The organism is Synechococcus sp. R55.4, from assembly GCF_047461935.1.
Classification (GTDB): domain Bacteria; phylum Cyanobacteriota; class Cyanobacteriia; order Thermostichales; family Thermostichaceae; genus Thermostichus.
This window is the reverse complement of record NZ_JANSIF010000018.1, coordinates 1-21,650: the sequence shown is the minus strand read 5'-3', so window position 1 is coordinate 21,650 and position 21,650 is coordinate 1. Positions and strand designations below refer to the sequence as shown.

At 59.3% G+C, this 21,650-nt stretch carries 20 protein-coding genes and 1 riboswitch; of the genes, 9 read left to right on the top strand and 11 right to left on the bottom strand.

All coding sequences use genetic code 11. From position 1 onward, the window contains the following. Positions 1 to 123 precede the first annotated feature (123 nt). From NW842_RS05995 to NW842_RS05985, 3 genes are all read right to left on the bottom strand, one after another. On the bottom strand, positions 124 to 546 hold the full coding sequence (locus NW842_RS05995) for a Spy/CpxP family protein refolding chaperone (RefSeq protein ID WP_414343944.1): 423 nt from the start codon (positions 544 to 546) through the stop codon (positions 124 to 126). A gap of 109 nt (positions 547 to 655) precedes the next feature. After that, on the bottom strand, positions 656 to 1,006 hold the full coding sequence (locus tag NW842_RS05990) for a hypothetical protein (RefSeq protein WP_414343942.1): 351 nt from the start codon (positions 1,004 to 1,006) through the stop codon (positions 656 to 658). Continuing rightward, positions 1,003 to 1,557, bottom strand: a complete 555-nt coding sequence (locus NW842_RS05985) for a sigma-70 family RNA polymerase sigma factor (protein WP_414375045.1) — start codon at positions 1,555 to 1,557, stop codon at positions 1,003 to 1,005. Before NW842_RS05985 ends, NW842_RS05990 begins: the two co-directional genes overlap by 4 nt. A gap of 443 nt (positions 1,558 to 2,000) precedes the next feature. Here NW842_RS05985 and NW842_RS05980 point away from each other — a divergent pair, with 443 nt between their 5' ends. Continuing rightward, a complete protein-coding gene (locus tag NW842_RS05980) occupies positions 2,001 to 2,933 on the top strand; it encodes an ABC transporter permease (RefSeq protein ID WP_414417667.1) in 933 nt (310 codons plus the stop codon). Positions 2,934 to 3,014: 81 nt separating this feature from the next. Beyond that, the gene (gene msrA, locus NW842_RS05975; protein WP_414375041.1) at positions 3,015 to 3,683 is read left to right on the top strand and encodes a peptide-methionine (S)-S-oxide reductase MsrA; all 669 of its coding nucleotides are present in this window, start codon (positions 3,015 to 3,017) and stop codon (positions 3,681 to 3,683) included. Between the two features lie 16 nt (positions 3,684 to 3,699). Here the strand turns inward: msrA and cysW are convergent, their stop codons facing one another. The 4 genes from cysW to NW842_RS05955 all read right to left on the bottom strand — a co-directional run bounded on the left by cysW (position 3,700) and on the right by NW842_RS05955 (position 8,507). Further along, positions 3,700 to 4,533 (bottom strand): sulfate ABC transporter permease subunit CysW, encoded by an 834-nt coding sequence (gene cysW / locus NW842_RS05970; protein WP_414375039.1) that lies wholly within the window; start codon positions 4,531 to 4,533, stop codon positions 3,700 to 3,702. Beyond that, the gene (gene cysT, locus NW842_RS05965) at positions 4,523 to 5,335 is read right to left on the bottom strand and encodes a sulfate ABC transporter permease subunit CysT (RefSeq protein ID WP_414417666.1); all 813 of its coding nucleotides are present in this window, start codon (positions 5,333 to 5,335) and stop codon (positions 4,523 to 4,525) included. Before cysT ends, cysW begins: the two co-directional genes overlap by 11 nt. A 6-nt stretch (positions 5,336 to 5,341) precedes the next feature. After that, the gene (locus NW842_RS05960; RefSeq protein ID WP_414343938.1) at positions 5,342 to 6,385 is read right to left on the bottom strand and encodes a sulfate/molybdate ABC transporter ATP-binding protein; all 1,044 of its coding nucleotides are present in this window, start codon (positions 6,383 to 6,385) and stop codon (positions 5,342 to 5,344) included. 220 nt (positions 6,386 to 6,605) lie between these two features. Further along, positions 6,606 to 8,507 carry a cation:proton antiporter gene (locus tag NW842_RS05955; protein WP_414375034.1) on the bottom strand — a complete coding sequence of 634 codons (1,902 nt, stop codon included), beginning with the start codon at positions 8,505 to 8,507 and terminating at the stop codon, positions 6,606 to 6,608. 265 nt (positions 8,508 to 8,772) lie between these two features. After that, positions 8,773 to 8,868: riboswitch (Glutamine riboswitch) on the top strand. A gap of 79 nt (positions 8,869 to 8,947) precedes the next feature. Between NW842_RS05955 and NW842_RS05950 the strand changes: the two genes are divergently transcribed. Both NW842_RS05950 and NW842_RS05945 read left to right on the top strand, forming a co-directional pair. Continuing rightward, positions 8,948 to 9,400: a DUF4278 domain-containing protein gene (locus NW842_RS05950; RefSeq protein WP_414375032.1), complete on the top strand. Its 453-nt coding sequence runs from the start codon at positions 8,948 to 8,950 to the stop codon at positions 9,398 to 9,400. Positions 9,401 to 9,417: 17 nt separating this feature from the next. After that, positions 9,418 to 9,609, top strand: coding sequence for a hypothetical protein (locus NW842_RS05945; protein ID WP_414356532.1), 192 nt, complete (start codon positions 9,418 to 9,420; stop codon positions 9,607 to 9,609). A 31-nt stretch (positions 9,610 to 9,640) separates the two neighbouring features. Here the strand turns inward: NW842_RS05945 and glnA are convergent, their stop codons facing one another. After that, complete coding sequence (gene glnA, locus NW842_RS05940; RefSeq protein WP_414356530.1) at positions 9,641 to 11,065, bottom strand: type I glutamate--ammonia ligase; 1,425 nt, start codon at positions 11,063 to 11,065, stop codon at positions 9,641 to 9,643. A gap of 186 nt (positions 11,066 to 11,251) precedes the next feature. Here glnA and NW842_RS05935 point away from each other — a divergent pair, with 186 nt between their 5' ends. Both NW842_RS05935 and trxB read left to right on the top strand, forming a co-directional pair. Beyond that, the gene (locus NW842_RS05935) at positions 11,252 to 11,431 is read left to right on the top strand and encodes a hypothetical protein (protein WP_414356529.1); all 180 of its coding nucleotides are present in this window, start codon (positions 11,252 to 11,254) and stop codon (positions 11,429 to 11,431) included. Positions 11,432 to 11,551: 120 nt separating this feature from the next. Continuing rightward, complete coding sequence (gene trxB / locus NW842_RS05930) at positions 11,552 to 12,982, top strand: thioredoxin-disulfide reductase (protein ID WP_414356527.1); 1,431 nt, start codon at positions 11,552 to 11,554, stop codon at positions 12,980 to 12,982. Between the two features lie 86 nt (positions 12,983 to 13,068). Here trxB and purL read toward each other — a convergent pair whose 3' ends face one another. From purL to psaM, 3 genes are all read right to left on the bottom strand, one after another. Then, the gene (purL, locus tag NW842_RS05925) at positions 13,069 to 15,375 is read right to left on the bottom strand and encodes a phosphoribosylformylglycinamidine synthase subunit PurL (RefSeq protein WP_414417665.1); all 2,307 of its coding nucleotides are present in this window, start codon (positions 15,373 to 15,375) and stop codon (positions 13,069 to 13,071) included. 21 nt (positions 15,376 to 15,396) lie between these two features. Beyond that, entirely contained in the window at positions 15,397 to 17,901 is a 2,505-nt protein-coding gene (recG, locus tag NW842_RS05920) for an ATP-dependent DNA helicase RecG (protein WP_414417678.1), read from the bottom strand. A gap of 194 nt (positions 17,902 to 18,095) precedes the next feature. After that, the gene (psaM, locus tag NW842_RS05915) at positions 18,096 to 18,188 is read right to left on the bottom strand and encodes a photosystem I reaction center subunit XII (protein WP_011434349.1); all 93 of its coding nucleotides are present in this window, start codon (positions 18,186 to 18,188) and stop codon (positions 18,096 to 18,098) included. Between the two features lie 261 nt (positions 18,189 to 18,449). Between psaM and glyA the strand changes: the two genes are divergently transcribed. From glyA to NW842_RS05900, 3 genes are all read left to right on the top strand, one after another. Beyond that, positions 18,450 to 19,775: a serine hydroxymethyltransferase gene (glyA, locus tag NW842_RS05910; protein WP_414417677.1), complete on the top strand. Its 1,326-nt coding sequence runs from the start codon at positions 18,450 to 18,452 to the stop codon at positions 19,773 to 19,775. A gap of 48 nt (positions 19,776 to 19,823) precedes the next feature. Continuing rightward, positions 19,824 to 20,942, top strand: a complete 1,119-nt coding sequence (locus tag NW842_RS05905; RefSeq protein WP_414375029.1) for a glycosyltransferase family 4 protein — start codon at positions 19,824 to 19,826, stop codon at positions 20,940 to 20,942. 71 nt (positions 20,943 to 21,013) lie between these two features. Beyond that, entirely contained in the window at positions 21,014 to 21,586 is a 573-nt protein-coding gene (locus tag NW842_RS05900) for a hypothetical protein (RefSeq protein ID WP_414417664.1), read from the top strand. The last annotated feature ends 64 nt before the right edge of the window (positions 21,587 to 21,650 follow it).

Genomic DNA, 21,650 nt, shown 5'->3' with positions numbered 1-21,650 from the left:
ACACTCCCCAAACGCTCCCTGCCACTGCCTTCACCCCTTCTCTCAGAGGAAGAGGGGAGCCAGGCGGAAATGTTTCATTCCTGTTTAAATGACCATAACAGCTCATACCAACCAGCCATCCAATTAAAATGGAGCGGCCTCTTCGAGAATTTTCAGCAGGTGTTGCCGCTGTTCTGAGCTGAGGACCTGTCGCATTTCCAGAACTGCCTCAAAACGTTTGGCATTTACTTCTTGGCTTAGCTGTTGTACCCGCTGAAATTGAGCTGCCACTTCTGACTCAGGGGCATCGCCGACCAGCAACTCCCGCAATCGACCGCGGGCTGCCCTCAACTCCAAAATGCGCTCCAACAACTCTTCCTGTTTGCGGTGGCGGATCTGCTGCAATTGCCGCAACTGCTCGTCGGAGAGGTTCAGCTCCCGCAAATTGCGAGCAAAGGGGCGGCGCAAATCCATCATTCGCAGGGGGCGGGGTTGGCCCATCACCGGTTCACCCAGGGATCCCAGGTAGAGTGGCAAAATGGGGATCCAAATCCAAGCATTTCTCATGGTTCTTTGCAGGCTTTTTCTAAGAATCTGACCAAGAATCTGACCAAGGTCTCAGAAGTCTCAGCGGTGTAATGGTCAATGAAGGGGGATATTCGTGAGGCTGATGGATTTAGGATCCCTCTGGATCGCGTTCTATCCACCAAGTTTCGGTTTCTGTTCCCTCTGGGCTCAGCAAGCTTCCCCAAGTGCTCACCAAAAAACTTTCTAGGGCTTCGGTCTCCTGGGCCACCACCTGTACCTGCCAGCGCTGATAGCCAATCCAGCCCAGCAAAGCGCCCGCCAAAAGGGAGATGCCAACCCAACGCCAAGGGTGCTTGAGCCGGCCATGAAGTGGATGAGTCGCCACAACTTGAAGGATCTGCTCCTCCAGCCCAGAGGCCGCAGGGGGAGGGAGGGGGCGATATTGACGCAAAAAGTGGCGCAGCCGCTCGTCTGCTAGGGGGTTGGGGTGCTCACTCATGGGGTAATGCCCTCCTGAAGTAGGTGTTGACGGATGGTGGCACGGGCGTGAAACAGCCGGGACTTCACCGTTCCCACCGGGATCCTTAAAATCTCGGCAATCTCTTTCTGGGGCAGGTCTTCCAAGTCGTGCAGAATCAGAACCATTCTGTGTTCGGGGCTGAGCTGGGCCATGCCTCGCTGTAGAGCCTGTTGGTAGTGCAAGTGCATCAGGTCGGGGCCAGGGTGAGCGATATCCGATCCGAGGGCCAGGTTTTGGGTTTGGGAGTGTTGCCGGGCGCAGCGCCGCCGCTGATCTGAGGCCACATTCCAACAGATGCGATACAGCCAAGTGGAAAACTGGGCCGAGCCGCGAAACCGAGGTAACCCTTTCCAGGCGCGAATAAACACTTCCTGAACCAGGTCATCCAAAAGATCGGCTCCACACAAGGGATAGAGGATATTCCGTACCGACTGCTGGTATTTGCGGTAGAGTTGGCGAAAGCTCTGGCTGTCGCCGTTGAGGCAGCGCTGGATCAGCTCCCAATCGGATGTATCCTTTGCCGCCTGCACGAGAGGACGCTCCCTTGTTCTCAACCTTGCTTTGTCTGACTCCCAATGCCCCCAAAAGGTTCAAAGGATCCCTGTCTACGATGGCCCTCCACTTCCCGCCAAGCAAGATATGGTCGTTTAGGCTAGAGTGAGACACCTGGGCTATACGAGAAAAGCCTTATGGCCCCATGCATTATTGCTCCGCAGCGCTGACGCGACGACGCGACCAATGTTTTAGGTGTGGGTGCAGTGTCCTAGTTTGAGTCGAAATGACCATACCGGCATCTTCTGATTGCCGTTTTCCCTCAAAGGATACCCGCCGGCAGGTGTAGACAAGCCAATCCCTCTTGCCTGTTCGCACTTTCTCAATCCCAATTCTGTTGAATTCTATTGGCTCGTCGACCTACAATTCCAATAACACCAAAAAGAGGGAATGAAAAGCTGATCTTCATGCCTGCCTGGCCATGGCCAAAACAACTCAGATAACCGATAAACCCGATCTGTTTGGATTCCTCTATCATCACCCGACGCTCACCCTTGCCATTCTGTTGGGGCCACCTCTCATTTGGTTGCTGGTCTTTTACTTGGGGCCGCTGCTGGCGCTGCTGCTGCAAAGTTTTTATCATCTGGATCCCTTTACCGGCCTGATCCTGAGAAAGTTTACTTTGGCCACCTATCGAGAGCTGCTCACTCCTGCCAGCGTGGATATCTTTGTCCGCAGCTTGACTATGGCTTTGGCAGTGACCCTAGCTGCAATTGTGTTGGCTTTTCCTCTGGCTTATACCATGGTCAGACTGGCCTCTCCTCGCTGGAAGGACTTTTTGTACTTGTTGGTGCTCCTACCGCTTTGGTCTAGTTATTTGATTCGGGTTTATGCCTGGAAGTTGATCCTGGCCAAAGAAGGGATCCTCACCTACCTACTCACCCATGTGGGCCTACAGGGCTGGGTGGAAAAGATTTTGCAGTTGCCCGGGATCGGTGGGCCATCGCTGGCTGTATCCAACTTGGGTATTTTCTTGGTGTTTCTCTATGTTTGGCTGCCCTATATGATTCTGCCGATCCAGGCGGCTTTGGAGCGAGTGCCCGATAGCTTAATTGAGGCTTCTGCAGATTTGGGGGCTCAGGGTTGGCAAACATTCCGCCATGTTATTCTCCCCCTCGCCTTGCCAGGGATCCTGGCCGGGTCGGTCTTTACCTTTTCCTTAATATTGGGAGATTTTGTGGTGCCCTATTCTCTGGGCAATTCCAGCTATTTTATCGGGCAGGCAGTTCTCACCTTCCAGGGCACCTCTGGCAACATTCCCTTGGCGGCAGCCTTCACGGTTGTGCCGATGGGGATCATGACCGTCTATCTGCTAGTGGCCAAGCGGCTGGGGGCTTTTGAATCGGTGAGCTGACCCGATCAAGGATTTTTCCAACACATGAGGAGCCAACTGAGCTAGGCTGGTAACTGTTAACGAATGTATCGGGCTGTCCCTATGGTGCTCTTTGGCTTTGGCAAACTTGGCAAGAAACTGTCCCTGCCCAAACCGGAAGAAGCCTTGCCGGGCCGGGCCGAGCCGATGGTGATCGTGAATCGGCATTTTGTCAACGGCAATCCGCTGCAGCCGCCTTTTCCTGAGGGCATGGAGCTGGCCTTGTTTGGCATGGGCTGCTTCTGGGGGGCAGAGCGCAGGTTTTGGCAGGTGCCAGGGGTGTTCAGCACGGCGGTGGGCTATGCCGGCGGGTTTACCCCCAACCCCACCTACGAAGAGGTCTGCACCGGCCTGACCGGCCACAACGAAGTGGTGCGGGTGGTTTACGACCCGGCTCAGGTCAGCTATGCCCAACTGCTGAAGGTGTTTTGGGAAAATCACGACCCTACCCAGGGGATGCGCCAGGGCAATGACGTGGGCACCCAATACCGCTCCGGCATCTATGTGTATTCTCCGGCGCAGCGGGAGCTGGCGGAAAAAACCCGCGATCTCTATCAGCAGGCCCTGACCGCCCACGGCTACGGCCAGATCACCACCGAGATCTTAGACGCGCCTGAGTTTTACTACGCCGAAGACTACCACCAGCAATATCTGGCCAAGAATCCGCGCGGCTACTGCGGCCTGGGGGGCACTAAGGTTTGTCTGCCAGAGATCCTCACCGAGCCCGTCTGATCCACACCCTGACGGATCAAAAGATCCGGCGGGAATGGGATCCCCGCTCCAGCAGCTCTTTGGCCACCAAGGTCACCACCGCCAGCAAAGAGAGCACCACCGCCGCCGCGTAGGCTGAGGCAGTGGCATAACTGCGGTAGGCATCTTCCACGAACAGGGGCAAGGTCTGGGTGCGGCCAATGATGTTGCCGGAAACCACAGCCACAGCGCCGAACTCCCCCATGGCGCGGGCATTGGTCAAGATGACGCCGTACAGAAGGCCCCAGCGGATGTTGGGCAGGGTGATTCTCCAAAAGATCTGCCAGGGGGTTGCCCCCAGCGTTTTGGCGGCTTCTTCCTGGTCGGTGCCTGCCTCCTCCAACACCGGCAACACTTCCCGCGCCACAAAAGGAAGGGTGATGAAAGCCGTTGCCAACACAATGCCCGGAAAGGCAAAGATAACCCTCCAGGATCCCAGCCAACCCTGACGCCCGAAGATGAGCACCAGCATTAGGCCGGCCACCACCGGGGAAATGGAAAAGGGCAAGTCGATCAGGCTCAGGAGCAGGGCCCGCCCCGGAAAACGCCGGTGGGCAATGGCCAAGGCGGCACAGAGGCCGAAAAAGGTATTGAGGGGCACAACGACCAGCGCCGTCAGCACCGTCAACCGCAGGGCACTGAGCAACTCCCGCTCCGTCAGGCGATGGAGAAAGGCTGGGATCCCTTCTCGAAACGCCTGATAGAAGATGTTCACCACCGGGATCCCCAGCAGCAGCGCGATGTAGAGCCCGACGATCCCGATCAACAGGCCCGACAGCCAAGGGTTTGTCGATGGCTCCGGCTTGACACCCGATACCCCCTTAGGTTTCATGGCGACTTCCCCAGGCTTGCAGAAGGTTAATTACCACCAGCGACAGGAAAGAGATCCCCAACATCACCGTTCCGATCACCGTTGCCCCGGCATAGTCGTGTTGTTCCAGCCGCTGAATCACCAGCACCGCCGCGATCAAATCCCGAAAGGGAATGCTGGAAGCGATGATCACCACAGAGCCGTATTCCCCAACGGCGCGGGAAAACCCCAGGGCCACCCCGGTGAGCACTGCCGGCAGAATCTGGGGCAGCACCACCCGTCGGAAGGTCTGAAAGCGGGAAGCCCCCAAACTCCAGGCTGCCTCTTCTACATCTTTCTCCAGCTCCTGCAACACCGGCTGCACCGTCCGCACCACAAAAGGAAAAGAAATAAACAGCATCGCCACACCCACCCCCAAGCGGGTAAAGGAGATGCGGATCCCAAAGGGGGCCAAAAGGGATCCCACCCAGCCGTTGCTGCTGTAAACCGTTGCCAGGGTGAGGCCGGCCACGGCGGTGGGCAAAGCAAACGGCAGATCGATCAACCCCTCGAGAAGCTTTTTGCCGGGGAAGGCGTAGCGCACCAGCACCCAGGCAGTCAGGGTGCCCATCACGCCGTTGATCAGAGCCGCCAGCAACGCGGTTACAAAAGTAACTTCATAGGCGGAGAGGGCCACGGGATCCGTCGCGATCCGCCAAAACTCCGCCCAGCCCACGCTGCTGGACTTGGCAATCAAGGCAGCCAGCGGCAGAATCAACATCAAGAAGAGATAGCCCAGGGTCAGCCGCCACGGCCAAGACAGTTGAGACAAAGCTTGCAGCAACGTTTCTCAAGCTCCCACCGGCATTGCGGTCATCTCGGTTTTTTTGACGGGAAAGGCTTTCACCACCTTGGGGCGCACATAGACCTGCTGCCCCACCTGCAGGGGTTGGTTGGCATATTGCTCGCGGCTGAGATGGGCCCACAGGGATCCGCCATCGCTAAGAATCAGCTCCGCCTGAATCTCCCGACCCAGGTGGATGATCTCCTTAACGCGGGCAGAAACACCACTGCTGCCGGGGTTGACCTCAATCTGCACATCGTGGGGGCGCAAAAAAAGCTGATGCGGGCCGGCCTGCACCTCGGGAAGCTGGCAAAAGAGTTGGGAGCGGGGAGAAAGCTCGTTGACCGGGCCGACAAAGCTCATCACAAAGGGTGTAGCTGGATGGTCATAGATTTCTGCCGGGGATCCCACCTGTTCGATCCGCCCCTGGTTCATCACCACGATCTGATCCGCCACCTCCATGGCTTCCTCTTGATCATGGGTTACAAATACCGTTGTCACATGCACCTCATCGTGCAGGCGCCGCAACCACTTGCGCAGCTCTTTGCGGACTTTGGCATCCAGGGCCCCAAAGGGCTCATCCAACAGCAACACCTGCGGCTCCACCGCCAAAGCGCGGGCTAGGGCCACCCGCTGCCGCTGCCCCCCAGAGAGTTGAGAGGGGTAGCGATCCCCGAACCCCGATAGCTGCACCAGCTCCAGCAGCTCATCCACCCGTGCCCGAATCTCGGCCCGTGAAGCCTTGCGGATCTCCAAGCCAAAGGCGATGTTCTGCCGCACCGTCATGTGCTTGAACAGGGCGTAGTGCTGAAAAACAAAACCAATGTTGCGCTCCTGGACGCTGGCATGGGTAGCATCCCGCCCGGTGAGGGAAATCCGCCCCGTATCCGGCTTTTCTAGGCCGGCAATCAGGCGCAGCAGGGTGGATTTGCCAGAACCCGATGGCCCCAAGAGGGCAACCAGGGATCCCGTGGGAATGGTGAGATCGGTGGGGTGAAGGGCCTGAAACTGCCCAAAACGCTTCGATACCCCTTCGATGGTGATACCCATAGGTTCTGCCTAGCTAGTGGTTTGCCTGAGAAGTTGCTGGATGGTTGCCGGCTGAGTCTTCTGGAGAGGGTGAGGGAAGTTAAACCCGCGGCTAATCTACGGTAAACCTGTCAACAAACCGTTGATACAGCTCCCAGGATAACTTGAACGGGGATCCAAAACAAGGGAGACTCCCTACCCAAATCCGTTGGAGTGCTTCGCGTGTAGCAGGGGTGGTGCGTCAATCGGCAGAGCCAGGGATCCCTGCCCATTCCGGCTGAACGGGCCGCTGCCAGCGTTCCCACCACGCCGAGGAAGATTCTGCCGGGCTGCTGTCATGGCTACTGTTGGCAGGGCTTTCTGGGGATAGGGGTTGGGCCTGCTGCGTTAGCCAACTGAGGGGGGCAGGGATCAGGCAACTGGGGTGGAGAGGGCGCAGATCGCGGTAGTGGCTGCTGCGAATGGCCAGGATCTCCTGCTGAATGATGTCTGGGGGTTCTCCCAATTCCAGCAACACATGGCTGCACAGACCCAAGCTGGCCTCGAATTCGGGATGGACAACTTCTCTGGCCCCCAACTGATAGAGCTGTTCGATGTCTTCCTTGTCGGTAGCTCGCACCACCACATCCAATCGCGGCGCCAACTCCAGAGCTCGTTTTAGGCAGAGGCGGATGCTCATGCGATCCGGCAGGGCAATGACCAGAGCGCGGGCCTGGGGCAGGCAAGCTTTCTCCAGCACCAAGGCGCTGGCGGCATTCCCATACAAGTAAGGGATCCCACGGGAACGCAGGTGTTGGATCACCCGTTCTGACTGATCGATAACCAAGAGGGGGTGACGACGGGCTTCCAGAATGCGCACAATATCTTGCCCCACCTGCCCATAGCCGCACACCACCACATGCCCCTGTTGAGGAGCCTCAGGGGCCAGAGCACGAGGCCGCTCGCCCAATTCCAACCAACGGGCCAAGAAGGGGATCCCGTGTAGCCCGGAAAACAGTCGAGGAGCGCCCCTCAGCAGAAAGGGGGTGAGCAGAAGGGTAACGGCTGTAGTGCTGACAATCAACAAATAGATCTGTCGCGACACCAACCCCAACGCCTGCCCCTCGCTGGCCAGCACAAAGGAAAATTCGCCGATTTGCGATAAGCCCAGCCCCACCACCACCGCTGCCGGCAGAGCGTAGCCAAACAGCCGCGTCAAAGGAGCCACGATGCAAAACTTGCCCACCATCACCAGCCCCACCAGCCCCAGGATCAGCAACAGATGGCCGAGGATAAAGCTGGGATCGATGAGCATGCCGATGGCCGCAAAAAAGAGAGCGGCAAACACATCTCGCAAAGGCTCTACATAGTCCAGGGTTTGGTCGGCGTATTCCACCTCCGAGATCATCAGCCCGGCAATGAAGGCCCCAATCTCGCTGGAAATGCCCAGCCGCTCCGTCAACAGGGCAATCCCCACGCAGAGGCTGATCACCCCCAGCAGAAACACCTCTTTGCTCTCCTGCTGAGCCAGCAGACGCAGGAAACCGGGAACCAGCCAAATCCCGCCTACCACCGCCCCCAGCCCCACCAAGCCGATTTCTGCCAAGGCCCTGGCCAGGGATCCCGCCAGCTCCGGCAAGGGACAATCCAAAGCCGGCAACACCGCCAGCATCAGCCCCACTGCCAAGTCCTGCACAATCAGGATCCCCAACATGGCTTGGGCTTGGGGAGTGTCCATCTGGTTGGTCTCGGTGAGGCTTTTGAGCACCACCGCCGTGGAAGACAAGGAGAGTACGGCCCCTAAAAAGATCCCTTGCACCGGCGTCAACCAGCCGCTGACCACTGCCAGCACCGCCGTGATCAAAATCGTCAGGCTGATTTGCAAAATGCCGCCGCCAATGGCGATCCCCCGCACTTTGCGCAATTCTTTCAGGGAAAACTCCACCCCCAAGGTGAACAGCAAAAAGGTCACCCCAAATTGAGCCAGGGTTTCCACCTGAACCAACTCTTTGATCCACCCCAGCCCGGTGGGCCCCACTAAGATCCCGGCTAATAAGTAGCCCAGCAACACCGGCTGCCTCAGCAGTGAGGCCAAAAATCCACCCGCTGCCGCTGCCGCCAATACCGTCACAATGTCCAAAATCAGACGAAAGTCTTCCTGCACAGGGCACTCACCGAGGAATGTGAACTTTTGTAGCCAATCCTGAGGATTCTTCCACGATAATGCTTCCTCTGGCATCTCGGACAGAGCGAAGAACTCGGCTTCAAGCTCTGCACCCTGCTGCCCCCGAGGATCCCGGCTGGCCCAGCCCGGATTCAGATCCAGCCTGGATTCAGAGGAAGCTGGACGGAAACTCAGTGGAAATTTTTGTTAAAAGTTGCTGACAACACCCCAAAACCGTAGCTTATAATACAGAATGTAGATAGAAATCGTTCATCCTCTCGCGTGCTGGGCGGCTCATCATGGGTAGAGCGACATCGCAGCCAGAGGACGGAAGTAGGGAGAGATCCCGAAGGAACGCGCCTCAACTCTTCTGGTAACCGTGGGGCTTCTCTTGGGAGAAGGCGAACGGATGAAAACTCAACTCATTGGAGGCGAAGATCATGGCACTCTTTTACCGTGGCGTCGATTACACCCCCTCTTCTGCAACTGCAGCGGTTTCTCCCGGCAAAGTGGGGGGTCGTTACCGGGGGCTGGACTGGCGGTTCCGCCATCTGACCAAGCCGGTGGTTTTGCCCACCAACCTTGACCTGCTCTATCGAGGTGTGGCTTATCATCCCAAGGCGGTCGAAGGATCGGCTCAACCCGTTCAGACGGCAGAGGCATCTGCCCCGGCGGCTGCTGCTGGCCGTTCTCACCTCTTGGACGACCTGTCTCGCCGCTTGATGATGAGCCATCAACGTTTGATTCGGATTCGTCAGCAATCCATGCTGATCCGCGGTACAGAGCAGATTGGCCTGCATGTCAACGTGCGCAACTTCTGGAACCGCATCCAAGGAAAAGTGCATCCCACCTTCCGGCTCAACTACGACCGTAGCCGTGTTAGCATGAGCTAATCTGTCTGTAACTGTTGATGCTCTGGCCTGAGCTCAAAGAGAAGGGATCCCTGCTGGGGATCCCTTTTTGCGGCGAGTTTTGTTGGGTCGATGGGCAGCGCGGGATGCTTCAACGTTGGCACGAGGTGCTGTTGACCAAAAGCAGCCAAGTTGCTCAAGGGATCCACAGTTTGGGAGTGCCGTTTGCTCAGAAAAAACGGGATCCCTGATGGGATCCCGCTGCAGAATCAGCCACACCGCTTAGGCGTCGAAGTAAAGGGCGAACTCGTAGGGGTGAGGCCGCAGATTGATGGGGTTGATCTCGTTGTCGATCTTGTACTCGATGTAGGTCTGGATCAGATCTTCGGTGAAGACGCCTCCCTCCAGCAAGAAGGCATGATCCTTCTGCAAGCTTTCCAGAGCATCCAGCAGGGATCCAGGCGTGGAAGGGATCTTGGCCAGCTCTTCCGGCTCCAGATCGTAGATATCTTTGTCCAAGGGCTCGCCGGGGTGGATCTTATTCTTGATCCCGTCCAGACCTGCCATCAACATGGCCGAGAAGGCGATGTAGGGATTGCAGGTGGCATCCGGGCAGCGGAACTCCAGACGCTTGGCTTTGGGATTGTTGCCGGTCACGGGAATGCGAATGGCGGCGGAACGGTTGCCCTGGGAGTAAGCCAGGTTCACCGGCGCCTCAAAACCGGGCACCAAGCGCTTGTAGGAGTTGGTGGTGGGGTTGGTGAAGGCCAGGATCGCCGGGGCATGCTTGAGCAGACCACCGATGTAGTAGAGAGCCGTCTCGCTCAGGTTGGCATAGGTGCCTTCGCTATAGAACAAAGGCTGGCCATCCTTCCAGAGGGACTGGTGGGTGTGCATGCCGGTGCCGTTGTCGTTAAACAGGGGCTTGGGCATGAAGGTGACGGTTTTGCCGTGCTTGCGGGCCACATTCCGGATCACGTATTTGTAAACCATCATGTAGTCGGCAGCCGTGATCAGATCGGCGAAGCGATAGCCCAGCTCCCCTTGCCCGCCGGTAGCCACCTCGTGGTGATGCTTCTCGATAGGCACCCCCAGCTTGCCCATGGTCAGCAGCATCTCGGTACGGATGTTTTGATGGGCATCGGTGGGCGGGGCCGGGAAATAGCCCTCTTTGTAGCGAGGCTTGTAGCCCAGGTTGCCGCCTTTCTCCTCGCGGCCCGAGTTCCAGCGACCTTCGATGGAATCCACGAAGTAGTAGGCCGAGTTTTGGGTTTGGTCGAAACGAACATCCTCAAAGATGAAAAACTCTGCCTCCGGCCCGAAGTAGGCGGTATCGGCAATGCCCGTCGATTGCAGATAGGCAACGGCACGGGCGGCAAGGCTGCGGGGACAACGGCTATAAGGCTGGCCGGTGCGCGGCTCAACAATGCTGCAAGTTATGCTGAGGGTGGGCACCTCCAGAAAGGGATCAATCCAAGCCGTCTTGGGATCCGGCACCATGTACATGTCAGACTCGTTGATCGCTTTCCAGCCCCGGATGCTGGATCCGTCAAAGGGGAGCCCCTCGGTGAAGGTTTCTTCTTTAATCATCGAGGTGTGGAAGGAAACATGCTGCCAGGTGCCAAAGATATCCACAAACTTGAGATCCACCATCTGGACGTTGTTGTCCTGGATCATCTGAAGCACTTCTTGGGGCGTGGATGCCATTACTCTCTCCTGATTGGGTTGCGGTTAAGACTGGGGGAACTGTGGCTGAATAAATGGGATCCCAGCAGGTGATCCCCACGCTTCGACCCAGACAGGCCAAAAACGCTCACTCATCCTAGAAAGGCCAACACGGGCATTTTGTAGTTTCTGATACAAAATTGCTTCGAGCCTGGCCTTCTGACCCACTTGCTGGCTATCTCGGACACCGCTTTTTCGCTCATCGGAGTCGCTCCCCTTTCCCTGTTGGTTTTGGTCAATCCAGATGGGGTGTTGGGGATCCAGAACTTGAGCAATGGCCGCCACCCTGCCAACCTCTGGGCAGAAATAACCGGATGGGGCGGGCAAAACCCTGCCCCGGTTGCCTGAGGCGAGCGAAAATTAGGATCAGCAGGCCCCCAGCTCGCCCGGTTTGCCAAAGGGTGTTAAGCTAAAGCGTAGTCGTTATGAGTTTGACTTTTAGTCCTGTTGCAGAAGGAGAGACATCGGATGGCAGAGCAAAATCGGGTTGAGAATGTGGTGATCATCGGCTCCGGCCCTGCCGGGTTTACAGCAGCCATTTACGCTGGGCGTGCCAACCTGAAGCCGGTCGTGTTCGAGGGGTTCCAGGCGGGCGGGATCCCTGGCGGGCAACTGATGACCACCACCGAGGTGGAAAACTTTCCGGGCTTTCCCGAAGGCATCACCGGCCCCCAACTGATGAAGAACATGCGAGCCCAAGCGCAGCGGTGGGGGGCGGAACTCTACACTGAAGATGTCACCTTCGTCGATTTAAGCCAGCGGCCCTTTGTCGTCCGTTCTGACGAGCGGGAATTGCGCACCCACAGCCTGATCATCGCCACCGGGGCCACAGCCAAGCGCCTACACCTGCCCGGAGAGGAGACCTATTGGAACCGGGGCATGTCGGCCTGTGCGATCTGCGATGGGGCTATGCCTATGTTCAGAGGGGTGGAACTGGTGGTCATTGGCGGCGGCGATACTGCTTGTGAGGAAGCCACCTACCTGACCAAGTTTGGATCCCATGTGCATATGCTGGTGCGGAGTGACAAAATGCGGGCCAGCAAGGCCATGCAGGATCGTGTTCTCAACAACCCCAAGATCACTGTGCACTGGAACACCGAGGCGGTGGAAGTGATGGGCGACGGCCTGCGCCTGACCGGGGTGAAAGTGCGGAACAACCAAACCGGCGAAATACGCGAGATGTCAGTGGGTGGCCTATTTTATGCCATTGGCCACAAGCCCAACACCGACTTGTTCAAAGGACAACTGGAACTGGATGAAGTCGGCTACATCGTCACCCGCCCGGGATCCGTGGCCACCAGTGTGGAGGGGGTGTTTGCCGCCGGCGACGTGCAGGATCACGAGTTTCGTCAGGCGATTACCGCTGCCGGCACTGGCTGTATGGCGGCCATGTTGGCAGAGCGCTGGCTCTCGGAACACGGCTTGGCCCAGGAGTATCACGTCCTTCCCCAAAGCCATCCTGAACCCAGCCCTGCTGCGACTTCTGCGGCAGAGTCTGCTGGGGATCCTGCTGTTGAGGAGGCCAGCTTTGAGGAGAATGGACAGGATGACTTAGACTTCAGCAAGACTTGCCATGAGGGGAGCTATGCCCTGCGGCGACTCTACCACGAAAGCGATCGCCTGCTCATGGTCAAGTACACCGCCCCCACCTGTGCCCCTTGTCATGCCCTCAAGCCGATCTTGAACAAGATCATCGATGAGTTCTCGGACAAGCTGCACGTGGTGGAGATCGATATTGAGAAAGATCCGGAGATTGCAGAGGCAGGGGGGGTGGCGGGCACCCCGACGGTGCAATTTTTCAAAAACAAGACGCTGGTGGCCCAGTTGGTGGGCGTTAAGCCCAAGTCCCAATATCGAGAGGTGATCCAGGCCAATTTGTGTGAGGAAAAATCCCCCTAAGGATGTTGTCCTCTCCAACCTCTGGCCCCTCTCCCCAAGGGAGAAGGGAGCTGGGCGCAGAAAACGGTTTCCCAACCGAGGCTCAGCTAGTCCGAAAAGGCACCGTGGTAGGCGGCCTGCATGGCTGCCAAAGACACCACCAGTAAGGGATCCTCTTCTGCCGTCCTTAAGAGCAGGGGATCCGCAGGGGATCCCACCTCTCCCAAAAGCTGCCACTGGCCGGCAAGCTGCGCTTCTAAATAGGCTTCCCAAGCAGAGCGCTGGGCCGGATCCACAGAAACCAGGATGCGGCTGGATCCCTCGCCAAACAGGGCCTGATCCCAGCGCAAGGATCCAGGAGCCAGGGAGAGGGTTGCGCCGCGGCCTCCGCTCAAGCAGGCTTCTGCCAAAGCCACAGCCAATCCCCCCTCGCTGCAGTCGTGGGCAGAGCGCACCCAGCCCTGGCGGATTCCATGGCGACAGGCAGCTTGCACCCGCTTTTCCAATTCCAGATCCACTGGCGCGGGCCGGCCCGTAACTTGCTGGTGGATGACCGCCAAATACTCGCTGCCCCCCAAGCTGGTGAGGGCCTGGGATCCCAGGAGGTAAATGAGATCCCCTTCTTGCTGCCACCCCTGGCCACAGATGCATTTCAAGTCGGGAATAAGACCCACCATGCCAATGACAGGGGTAGGGTAGATAGCCTGCGATCCCTGGGGGGTGAGGGTCTCGTTGTAGAGAGAAACGTTTCCCCCCGTTACCGGCGTACCGAGGGCACGGCAGGCATCTCCAATCCCCCGAGAGGCCAGGGCCAGCTGCCAGTACACCACCGGGTTTTCGGGATTGCCAAAGTTAAGGTTATCGGTAACAGCTAGGGGATCGGCCCCCACACAGGTGAGGTTGCGGGCAGCTTCCGCCACGGCTGCCTTGGCCCCCTCGTAGGGATCCAAATACACCCAGCGGCCATTGCCATCCAGGGTGGCAGCGATGGCCTTGCGGGAAGCCCGCAGGGGCGGCACCTCGCCCACGCCAAACTTTTGGGAACGGATGCGGATAACCGCCGCATCTCCCTGGCCCGGCCAAAGGACGGTGTTGTTTTGCACCTGGTGGTCGTATTGGCGATAGATCCAGGCTTTGCTGGCCAGGGTGGGGCTGGCCAAAAGCTGCAGCAGCACCTCTTTCCATGCCAGCGTTGCCTGAGCGAGGTGGATCCCCTGGCAATCATAAGGGGGTAGAGTGGCGGGATCCCATTGCCACGCTGCCTGCACGTAGGCTGGCGGCTCTGGCAACACCGGACGGACATAGACGGGGGTGTCTTCGGCCAAAGCCCGCACCGGCACCTGCACCACGCAGGATCCCTGGTGCCAGATCTCCACCAGCGGCTCGGCAATGACTTCCCCGGCCACACTAGCTTGCAAACCCCAGCGGTGGAAGATCTCCATCACCTCCGCCTCGCGGCCTTTTTGCACCACCAGCAGCATCCGCTCCTGGGATTCCGAGAGCAGGTATTCCCAGGCAGCCATGCCGCTTTCCCGCGCCGGCACCCGATCCAGATCCAGCCGGATGCCTACCCCTCCCTTGGCGGCCATTTCCGAAGTGGAGCAGGTGAGGCCAGCCGCCCCCATGTCTTGGGCCGCCACCACGGCTCCCGTGGCAAAAGCTTCTAGACAGGCCTCGATGAGACATTTGCCCAGGAAGGGATCCCCCACCTGCACCGCCGGCCGATCCTGCTGCGCATCCTCCTTGAGCTCGGCGCTGGCAAAGCTGGCGCCGCGGATGCCATCCCGCCCGGTGGTGGCGCCCACGTACAAGACCGGGTTCCCCACCCCCCGCGCTGCCGATTTCACCACTGCCGGCGTCTCCAGCAGCCCCAGAGCCATGACGTTGACCAAGGGATTGCCGCTGTAGCAGGGATCCACCGCCACTTCTCCCCCCACTGTGGGTACCCCGACACAGTTGCCGTAGTGGGCGATCCCTTCCACCACCCTGGCCATGAGGCGGCGGTTGCGGGGATCTGTTAGCGGCCCAAAGCGCAGCGAGTTAAGCAGGGCAATGGGACGGGCGCCCAGGGTAAAGATATCCCGCAGGATCCCTCCCACGCCGGTAGCTGCCCCCTGGAAGGGCTCCACTGCCGAAGGATGGTTGTGGGACTCGATCTTAAACGCCAGCCAATCCCCCTCCCCCAGATCCACTACGCCGGCATTTTCCCCCGGCCCCACCACTACCCGCTCGCCCGTGGTGGGAAAGTTTTTCAGCAGAGGGCGGGAGTTTTTGTAGCAGCAGTGCTCTGACCACATCACCCCAAACATGGCCAGCTCGTTGGGGTTGGGATCCCGGCCCAGCTGCTGCTGGATCTGTTGATATTCCGCCGGGGAAAGGCCGTGGGCTTTTAAGTCTTCGAGAGTATAGGGCATAGTGCTCCAATTGCCCCTAGCTTAGGTCAACAACCCAGGGCCCAAGAGACGGGCCTGACGCTCTTCCAGTATGCGGCTTAAGGGGGGCCAGCGCTTCAGGTCGGGGTCTTGGACAATAAGCTGCTCTGCCGCCTGGCGGGCCAGCTGCAGCACCTCTTGATCCTCCATGAGACTGGCCAGGGCAAAATCGGGTAGCCCCGACTGGCGGGTGCCCATCACCTCCCCTGGGCCGCGGAAGCGCAGATCCATCTCGGCAATGAAAAACCCGTCGTGGGACTGCTCCAGCACCTTGAGCCGCCGCAGAGCATCTTCTCCTTTGGATCCCGTCATCAAGATGCAATAGGCTTGGTCGGATCCCCGTCCCACCCGTCCCCGCAGTTGGTGCAGTTGGGAGAGCCCGAAGCGCTCTGCGTGCTCCACCAGCATCACCGAGGCGTTGGGCACATCTACCCCCACCTCCACCACCGTGGTAGAGACCAGAATATCCAGCTCCCGCCGGCGAAAGGCCGCAATGACAGCTTCCTTCTCGCTACTGGTCAAGCGCCCGTGCAGCAGGCCCACCCGAAATTGGGGGAAGACCTTTTCCTGCAGACGCTGGTGTTCCTCGATGGCAGATTTGAGATCCAGCTTCTCCGACTCTTCAATCAACGGCAGCACCACGTAGGCCTGCCGCCCTTGGGCAATTTCCCGCTCGATAAGCCGCATCACCTGCAGGCGATCCCCTGGCCGGGCCACCAGGGTGTGCACGGGCTTGCGCCCCGGCGGCAGCTCGTCAATTTGGGTAACATCCAGATCCCCATGCAGGGCCAGGGTGAGGGTGCGGGGGATGGGGGTGGCGGTCATGGTGAGGACATCGGGGTGATCCCCTTTCTGTTGCAGAGCGGCCCGCTGCTCCACGCCAAAGCGGTGCTGCTCGTCGATGACCACCAAGCCCAGGTTGCGAAACTGCACTGCCGGCTGGATGAGAGCATGGGTGCCCACCACCAAGGGCAATTCCCCGGTCTGCAACTGCCGCAGGATCTCCCGGCGCTTAGCAGGGGGCGTGGATCCAGTCAACAGTTCAACGGGCACCTGCAGCTGGCTGAGCCATTCCACCAACTTGCGGTAGTGTTGCTCGGCCAAAACCTCGGTGGGAGCCATGAGGGCCGCCTGCCAACCGGATTGAATGGCTGCCAGCACAGCTGCCACCGCCACCACGGTTTTGCCGGATCCCACATCTCCCTGCAAGAGGCGGTTCATGGGCAAGGGATCCCGCAGATCCGCTAGGATCTCGTCGATGGCCCGCTGCTGGGCAGCGGTAAGCTGAAAGGGCAGGATTTGGTAGAAGCGATCCAACAGCTCCCCTCTAGCCGGCTGGTAACGAGGTATGGCCTGAGCTTGGGCACGATAGCGGTGTCGCCGCTGCAATAGGCTTAGTTGTAGGTAGAAAAACTCATCGAACACCAGCCGCCGCCGGGCCTGGGCCAGCAGCTCTCGGGTCTCAGGAAAGTGGATCTGCTGCAGGGCAACAGGCAAGTCCAAAAGCTGCAACTGCCGCTTGAGATCCGCCGGCAAGGGATCCTCCACCAAGGCCGCCGCCGGCAAAGCCAGTTGCACCGCCTTGCGCACCAGATCGGCGGGGATCCCTTCCGAGAGAGGGTAGACGGGCAGGATCTTGCCAACCCCAGAACTGTCCTGCAGGCTGCCCTCGCTGGCCAGTACTTCAATTTGGGGGTTGTCCAACGTCAGGCCCAGCCTACCCTTTTTCACCAAGCCACTGGCAGCCACCACCGCTCCCTTGGGGTATTGCCGCTCCAGAGAAGCTTGCCAACTGCGCTGGGCAAACTGCCGCCCGCTGTAGAAGCGGCTGAGGGTGAGGGTGCCGCTCTTGTCGGCGATTTTCAAGTTAAAGATGGTCAGGGTGGGGTTTTTGGGGCTGGTGAAGCAGGTGCAGCTTTTAACCGTCCCCACCAGAGTCACGGTTTCTCCCACCTTGGCCTGGCGGATGAGCACCTGCTGGGAGTAGTCCAGGTGATCCCGGGGAAAGTAGTACAGGGCATCCCGCACGGTGTGCAGGCCCAGTTGTGCCAGCTTTTCCGCCGACTTGGGGCCAATGCCTTTGAGAAATTGCAGCGGCTGCTCCAGGCTAAGGCTGGCGGGGAGAGGCGGGGAAATGGGGCTCTGGGAACCCCACCGCTGTTGCGACGAGGCCGCCAGCGGGCTAGGTGGGTGGGAACGAGGGCTCCGCCCCGTTGGTGCGAACGGTTGGGGCTGCTCTTGCTGACGTCGGACTCGCTCCAGCCAGCGGCGAGTTTCGGCCACCAGGTGCTGGCGTTCGGGCAGCTCCAGCTCCGGGTACAAGGTATAGCGGGATCCCAGTTCTCGCCACCGCCGCCGGTCATCTCCATCCAGCACCCAGTCGGAGGGGGGATCCTGTCCAAACACGCTCCCCACAAACTGAGAGAAGGTCTGCTCTCGCCCCTGGAGATTGGTAAACCCCAACTCTGCTTCCAGAGAAAGGGCGCGCTGGAGCCGCTGTAGATCCACCTGCGTCAAGTTGCTTGGCTGCCGGGAATACTCCTTATCAATTCAACTTTAGCCAACAACGGCAGTACAGCCGAACAAGCACAACAGCGCAAGCCACACTCTCCATGTCTTGATAGAGAAAAGAGCCTGCCTTGTTACTCCGCAACGCTGTCGCGACGGGGCAGGCCAAAGGGATCCCTGGGGATGAGGGGGCTTCAGCTACGGGCCAAGGCGGATCCCAAAAGCAGAGCCATCACTGCCGGAACCAAGGCAATCGCCAGGATGGTGAAAACTTGCGCGTCCGTCATAGCCAACTCCCTAACAGTGGAATTGCACAAAAGTCAGCCCCCTCACTCTACCGTAGCTTGAGGGGTAGCCCTGACATCGAGAAGAAAAGCTCAACATTCTTTACAAAGCAGCCCCTGTCCATCTCGGTTGACCCCAAGTATAAAAGCCGGGGCCTGCACTGCTGGTTTGCGGGTCATGCTACGATGTTGCTTCGCAACGCTGTTGCGACGGCGAAGCAGTCCTTGCCCATTCCTCCTGCGAAGTTCGGTCTTGGCGTCATCATGGTAGCTGCTCCACAAAGTCTGACCACCTCACGGGATAGCTTGGCCATCCTGGCGGAAACGGATCCCTTGGTTTACCGCCTGATCCAGCAAGAGCTCAACCGACAGCGGGATCACCTGGAGATGATCGCCAGCGAGAACTTCACCTCTCCTGCTGTCTTGGCCGCCCAAGGCTCGGTGCTCACCAACAAGTATGCGGAAGGGTTGCCCGGCAAGCGCTACTACGGCGGCTGCGAGTTTATCGACGAGATTGAGCAGTTGGCCATCGACCGCGCCAAGCAACTGTTTGGGGCGGCTCACGCCAACGTGCAACCCCACTCCGGGGCGCAGGCCAATTTTGCTGTTTTCTTGGCCCTGCTGCAGCCGGGGGACACGATCATGGGCATGGATTTGTCTCATGGCGGCCACCTCACCCACGGCTCGCCGGTGAATGTCTCCGGCAAATGGTTCCAGGTGGTGCATTACGGGGTGGATCCCCAAACGGAGCGGATCGATTTCGATCAAGTGCGGGATCTGGCTTTGCAGCATCGGCCTAAGCTGATCATCTGCGGCTACTCCGCCTACCCGCGGGCAATCGACTTTGCTGCTTTCCGCACCATTGCCGATGAGGTGGGAGCTTATCTGCTGGCCGACATTGCCCATATTGCCGGCCTGGTGGCCACCGGACACCACCCCAACCCGGTGCCCCTCTGCGATGTGGTGACCACCACCACCCACAAGACGTTGCGCGGGCCGCGTGGAGGGCTCATTCTCACCCGCGACCCAGAGCTGGGCAAAAAGCTGGACAAGGCGGTGTTCCCCGGCAGTCAAGGGGGGCCGCTGGAGCATGTCATTGCCGGCAAGGCGGTGGCCTTTGGGGAAGCCCTGCAGCCCGGCTTCGCCCAGTACTCGGCGCAGGTGATCGCCAATGCTCAGGCCCTGGCGGGATCCCTGCAACGGCGGGGCATTCGGCTGGTTTCCGGGGGCACAGACAACCACCTGATGCTGCTGGATCTGCGCTCGGTTTCGGCGGTGCTGGAAAAAGTGGGGGCGGCGGATCCGGTGATGACAGGCAAACGGGCGGATCGGCTAATGGACGAGATCCATATCACCGCCAACAAAAACACCATTCCCTTCGACCCACAGCCGCCTTTCGTGGCCAGCGGACTGCGCCTGGGATCCCCGGCCTTGACCACCCGCGGCCTGGGGCCGGTAGAATTTGAAGAAATTGGGGAGATCATCGCCGATTGTCTGTTTCAGCCTGAGGAGCCTGCTGTGTTGGAAGAGTGTCGCCAGCGGGTAGCCCGGCTCTGTCGCCGTTTCCCCCTCTACCCCCATCTGGGCTAACCGTCTGCGTAGCGGGACAGAGTCCTCGATACATCTCTGCGGCTTGCCATGCCCTACTTGGTCGCGTTCCTTGCTGCTGCCTGTGTGGTTCTGTGGGCAACCCCAATGGTGAAGGCAGTCGGGATCCGCAGTGGCCAGTTGGATTTTCCCGATGAGCGCAAGATCCACCGGCAGCCGATGGTACGCCTGGGGGGGGTTTCCATCTTTTTTGGGAACTTGGTGGCCCTGCTGTTGCTCTGGGGAGCCGGAGCTTTTGGGGGCTTGCGCACCGAGCAGGAGTACGAGATTTGGGGGGTGACGATCGGTGGGGTTTTGTTTTTTTTGATTGGCCTGGCGGACGACCTGTTTCACCTGTCGCCTTTTTCCCGCTTGTTGATGCAATTCGGCGTGGCTGCTGCCGCTTGGGGAGTAGGGGTGCGCATTGAGTTCATCAGTCTGCCCGGGAGAGGGATCTGGCCCTTTCCGGTGTGGTTGAGCCTGCTGATTACCCTGTTCTGGCTGGTGGGGATGGCCAACGCCATCAACTTCATGGACGGGCTGGATGGGCTGGCGGCAGGGGTGTCGGGAATTGCGGCAGTGGTGATGCTGATCGTAACCCTGCTGCTGGATCGACCGGCGGCGGCCATGCTGGCGGCGGCCTTGGCGGGGGCTTGCCTGGGGTTTTTGCGCTACAACTTCAACCCAGCGCAGATCTTCATGGGGGATGGGGGGGCCTATTTTTTGGGCTTTACCCTGGCTGGGATTGGGGTGATCGGGGTGGCCAAGGGGGTGACCACGCTGGCAGTGGCTCTGCCTTTCTTTATCTTGGCGGTGCCGATCCTGGATATGTCCACCGTAATCCTCAAGCGGCTGGCCAGGGGGAAGTCGCCTTTCCATCCCGACAAAGGCCACTTGCACCACCGCTTGCTCAAAGCCGGCCTATCCCATCGGCATTCAGTGCTGCTGATCTATGCCATGACCCTTTGGGGGGGATCCCTGGCTTTGGCTTTGGCGGGCTTGCCGGCAGGAGGCACCTACCTGGGCGGGGCCTCGCTGGTGCTGGGGGGGGTGGCCTGGGGGGCTTGGCAACGGCATCGCCAACGGCGACGAGCTTTGCCCTCGGAGGACAGGCCCGAACAGGGATATGTTGCTTCGCGCCATCACGACCAGGAATGTCAAGAAGATTGAGCCGGGCTTGTTCTCCATCGCTCGCCTGCCTAGACTGGAGCTGTTTTAGCGTTTTAGCTCTGTGTTGCCCCATGCGCCCCACACCTGAGTTGGCGGCTCTCCTGCGCCGCACCGCGGATCGTATCCAATCCCAACACTGGGGCTTCTGGGACTGGGAGTATTGTTGGCGGGACAGCACCCGCTGCAATTGCGGCCTGCTGGTGCGAGAAGCCCTGGGATGGAACCGGCACCAATTGAGCCTGCGCATTCACCGCGGCACCTGGCGCTCCATTGCCCAAACCGCCTACCGAACTGTTGCCCTGGCCCTGCGGGATCCCTGGCAACCGGAAGGGCGCTGCGAGTCCACGGGCCTACGGCTGGGGTACGTGTTTGAGAAAATGGCAGAGCTGGGGTTTGACCAACCGGAAGACTTTGCCGCCCTGGAAGAGCTGAGCCACCCCGTCATCCTGGCCCGCCTGGCAGAAAAAGGTGTGGAGCCGGTACAGCGCGACCAGGCGATCCATGTGGCGCTCTACATGCGGGAACTGGCGGACTGGATTGACGAACAACTGCAGGCCCAGGCTCAGATCAGCCGCTTGAGCCAACCTTTGCCCAAAGCAACAGGGATCCCCGTCCACCAGTCGGTGCGCCTTAGGTCGTGTTGATCTTATGTTAGGATAGAGAGAATAATTTATAGAGGAAAGAGGATGAAGTTGGTTTTTTTAGATG

What these genes read in the sequence shown, in the direction of transcription:
- NW842_RS05995 (WP_414343944.1), bottom strand. Translation starts at nt 546, where the DNA reads ATGAGAAATGCTTGGATTTGGATCCCCATTTTGCCACTCTACCTGGGA.
- NW842_RS05990 (WP_414343942.1), bottom strand. Translation starts at nt 1,006, where the DNA reads ATGAGTGAGCACCCCAACCCCCTAGCAGACGAGCGGCTGCGCCACTTT.
- NW842_RS05980 (WP_414417667.1), top strand. Translation starts at nt 2,001, where the DNA reads ATGGCCAAAACAACTCAGATAACCGATAAACCCGATCTGTTTGGATTC.
- msrA (WP_414375041.1), top strand. Translation starts at nt 3,015, where the DNA reads ATGGTGCTCTTTGGCTTTGGCAAACTTGGCAAGAAACTGTCCCTGCCC.
- cysW (WP_414375039.1), bottom strand. Translation starts at nt 4,533, where the DNA reads ATGAAACCTAAGGGGGTATCGGGTGTCAAGCCGGAGCCATCGACAAAC.
- NW842_RS05960 (WP_414343938.1), bottom strand. Translation starts at nt 6,385, where the DNA reads ATGGGTATCACCATCGAAGGGGTATCGAAGCGTTTTGGGCAGTTTCAG.
- NW842_RS05950 (WP_414375032.1), top strand. Translation starts at nt 8,948, where the DNA reads ATGGCACTCTTTTACCGTGGCGTCGATTACACCCCCTCTTCTGCAACT.
- NW842_RS05945 (WP_414356532.1), top strand. Translation starts at nt 9,418, where the DNA reads ATGCTCTGGCCTGAGCTCAAAGAGAAGGGATCCCTGCTGGGGATCCCT.
- glnA (WP_414356530.1), bottom strand. Translation starts at nt 11,065, where the DNA reads ATGGCATCCACGCCCCAAGAAGTGCTTCAGATGATCCAGGACAACAAC.
- trxB (WP_414356527.1), top strand. Translation starts at nt 11,552, where the DNA reads ATGGCAGAGCAAAATCGGGTTGAGAATGTGGTGATCATCGGCTCCGGC.
- purL (WP_414417665.1), bottom strand. Translation starts at nt 15,375, where the DNA reads ATGCCCTATACTCTCGAAGACTTAAAAGCCCACGGCCTTTCCCCGGCG.
- psaM (WP_011434349.1), bottom strand. Translation starts at nt 18,188, where the DNA reads ATGACGGACGCGCAAGTTTTCACCATCCTGGCGATTGCCTTGGTTCCG.
- glyA (WP_414417677.1), top strand. Translation starts at nt 18,450, where the DNA reads ATGGTAGCTGCTCCACAAAGTCTGACCACCTCACGGGATAGCTTGGCC.
- NW842_RS05905 (WP_414375029.1), top strand. Translation starts at nt 19,824, where the DNA reads ATGCCCTACTTGGTCGCGTTCCTTGCTGCTGCCTGTGTGGTTCTGTGG.
- NW842_RS05900 (WP_414417664.1), top strand. Translation starts at nt 21,014, where the DNA reads ATGCGCCCCACACCTGAGTTGGCGGCTCTCCTGCGCCGCACCGCGGAT.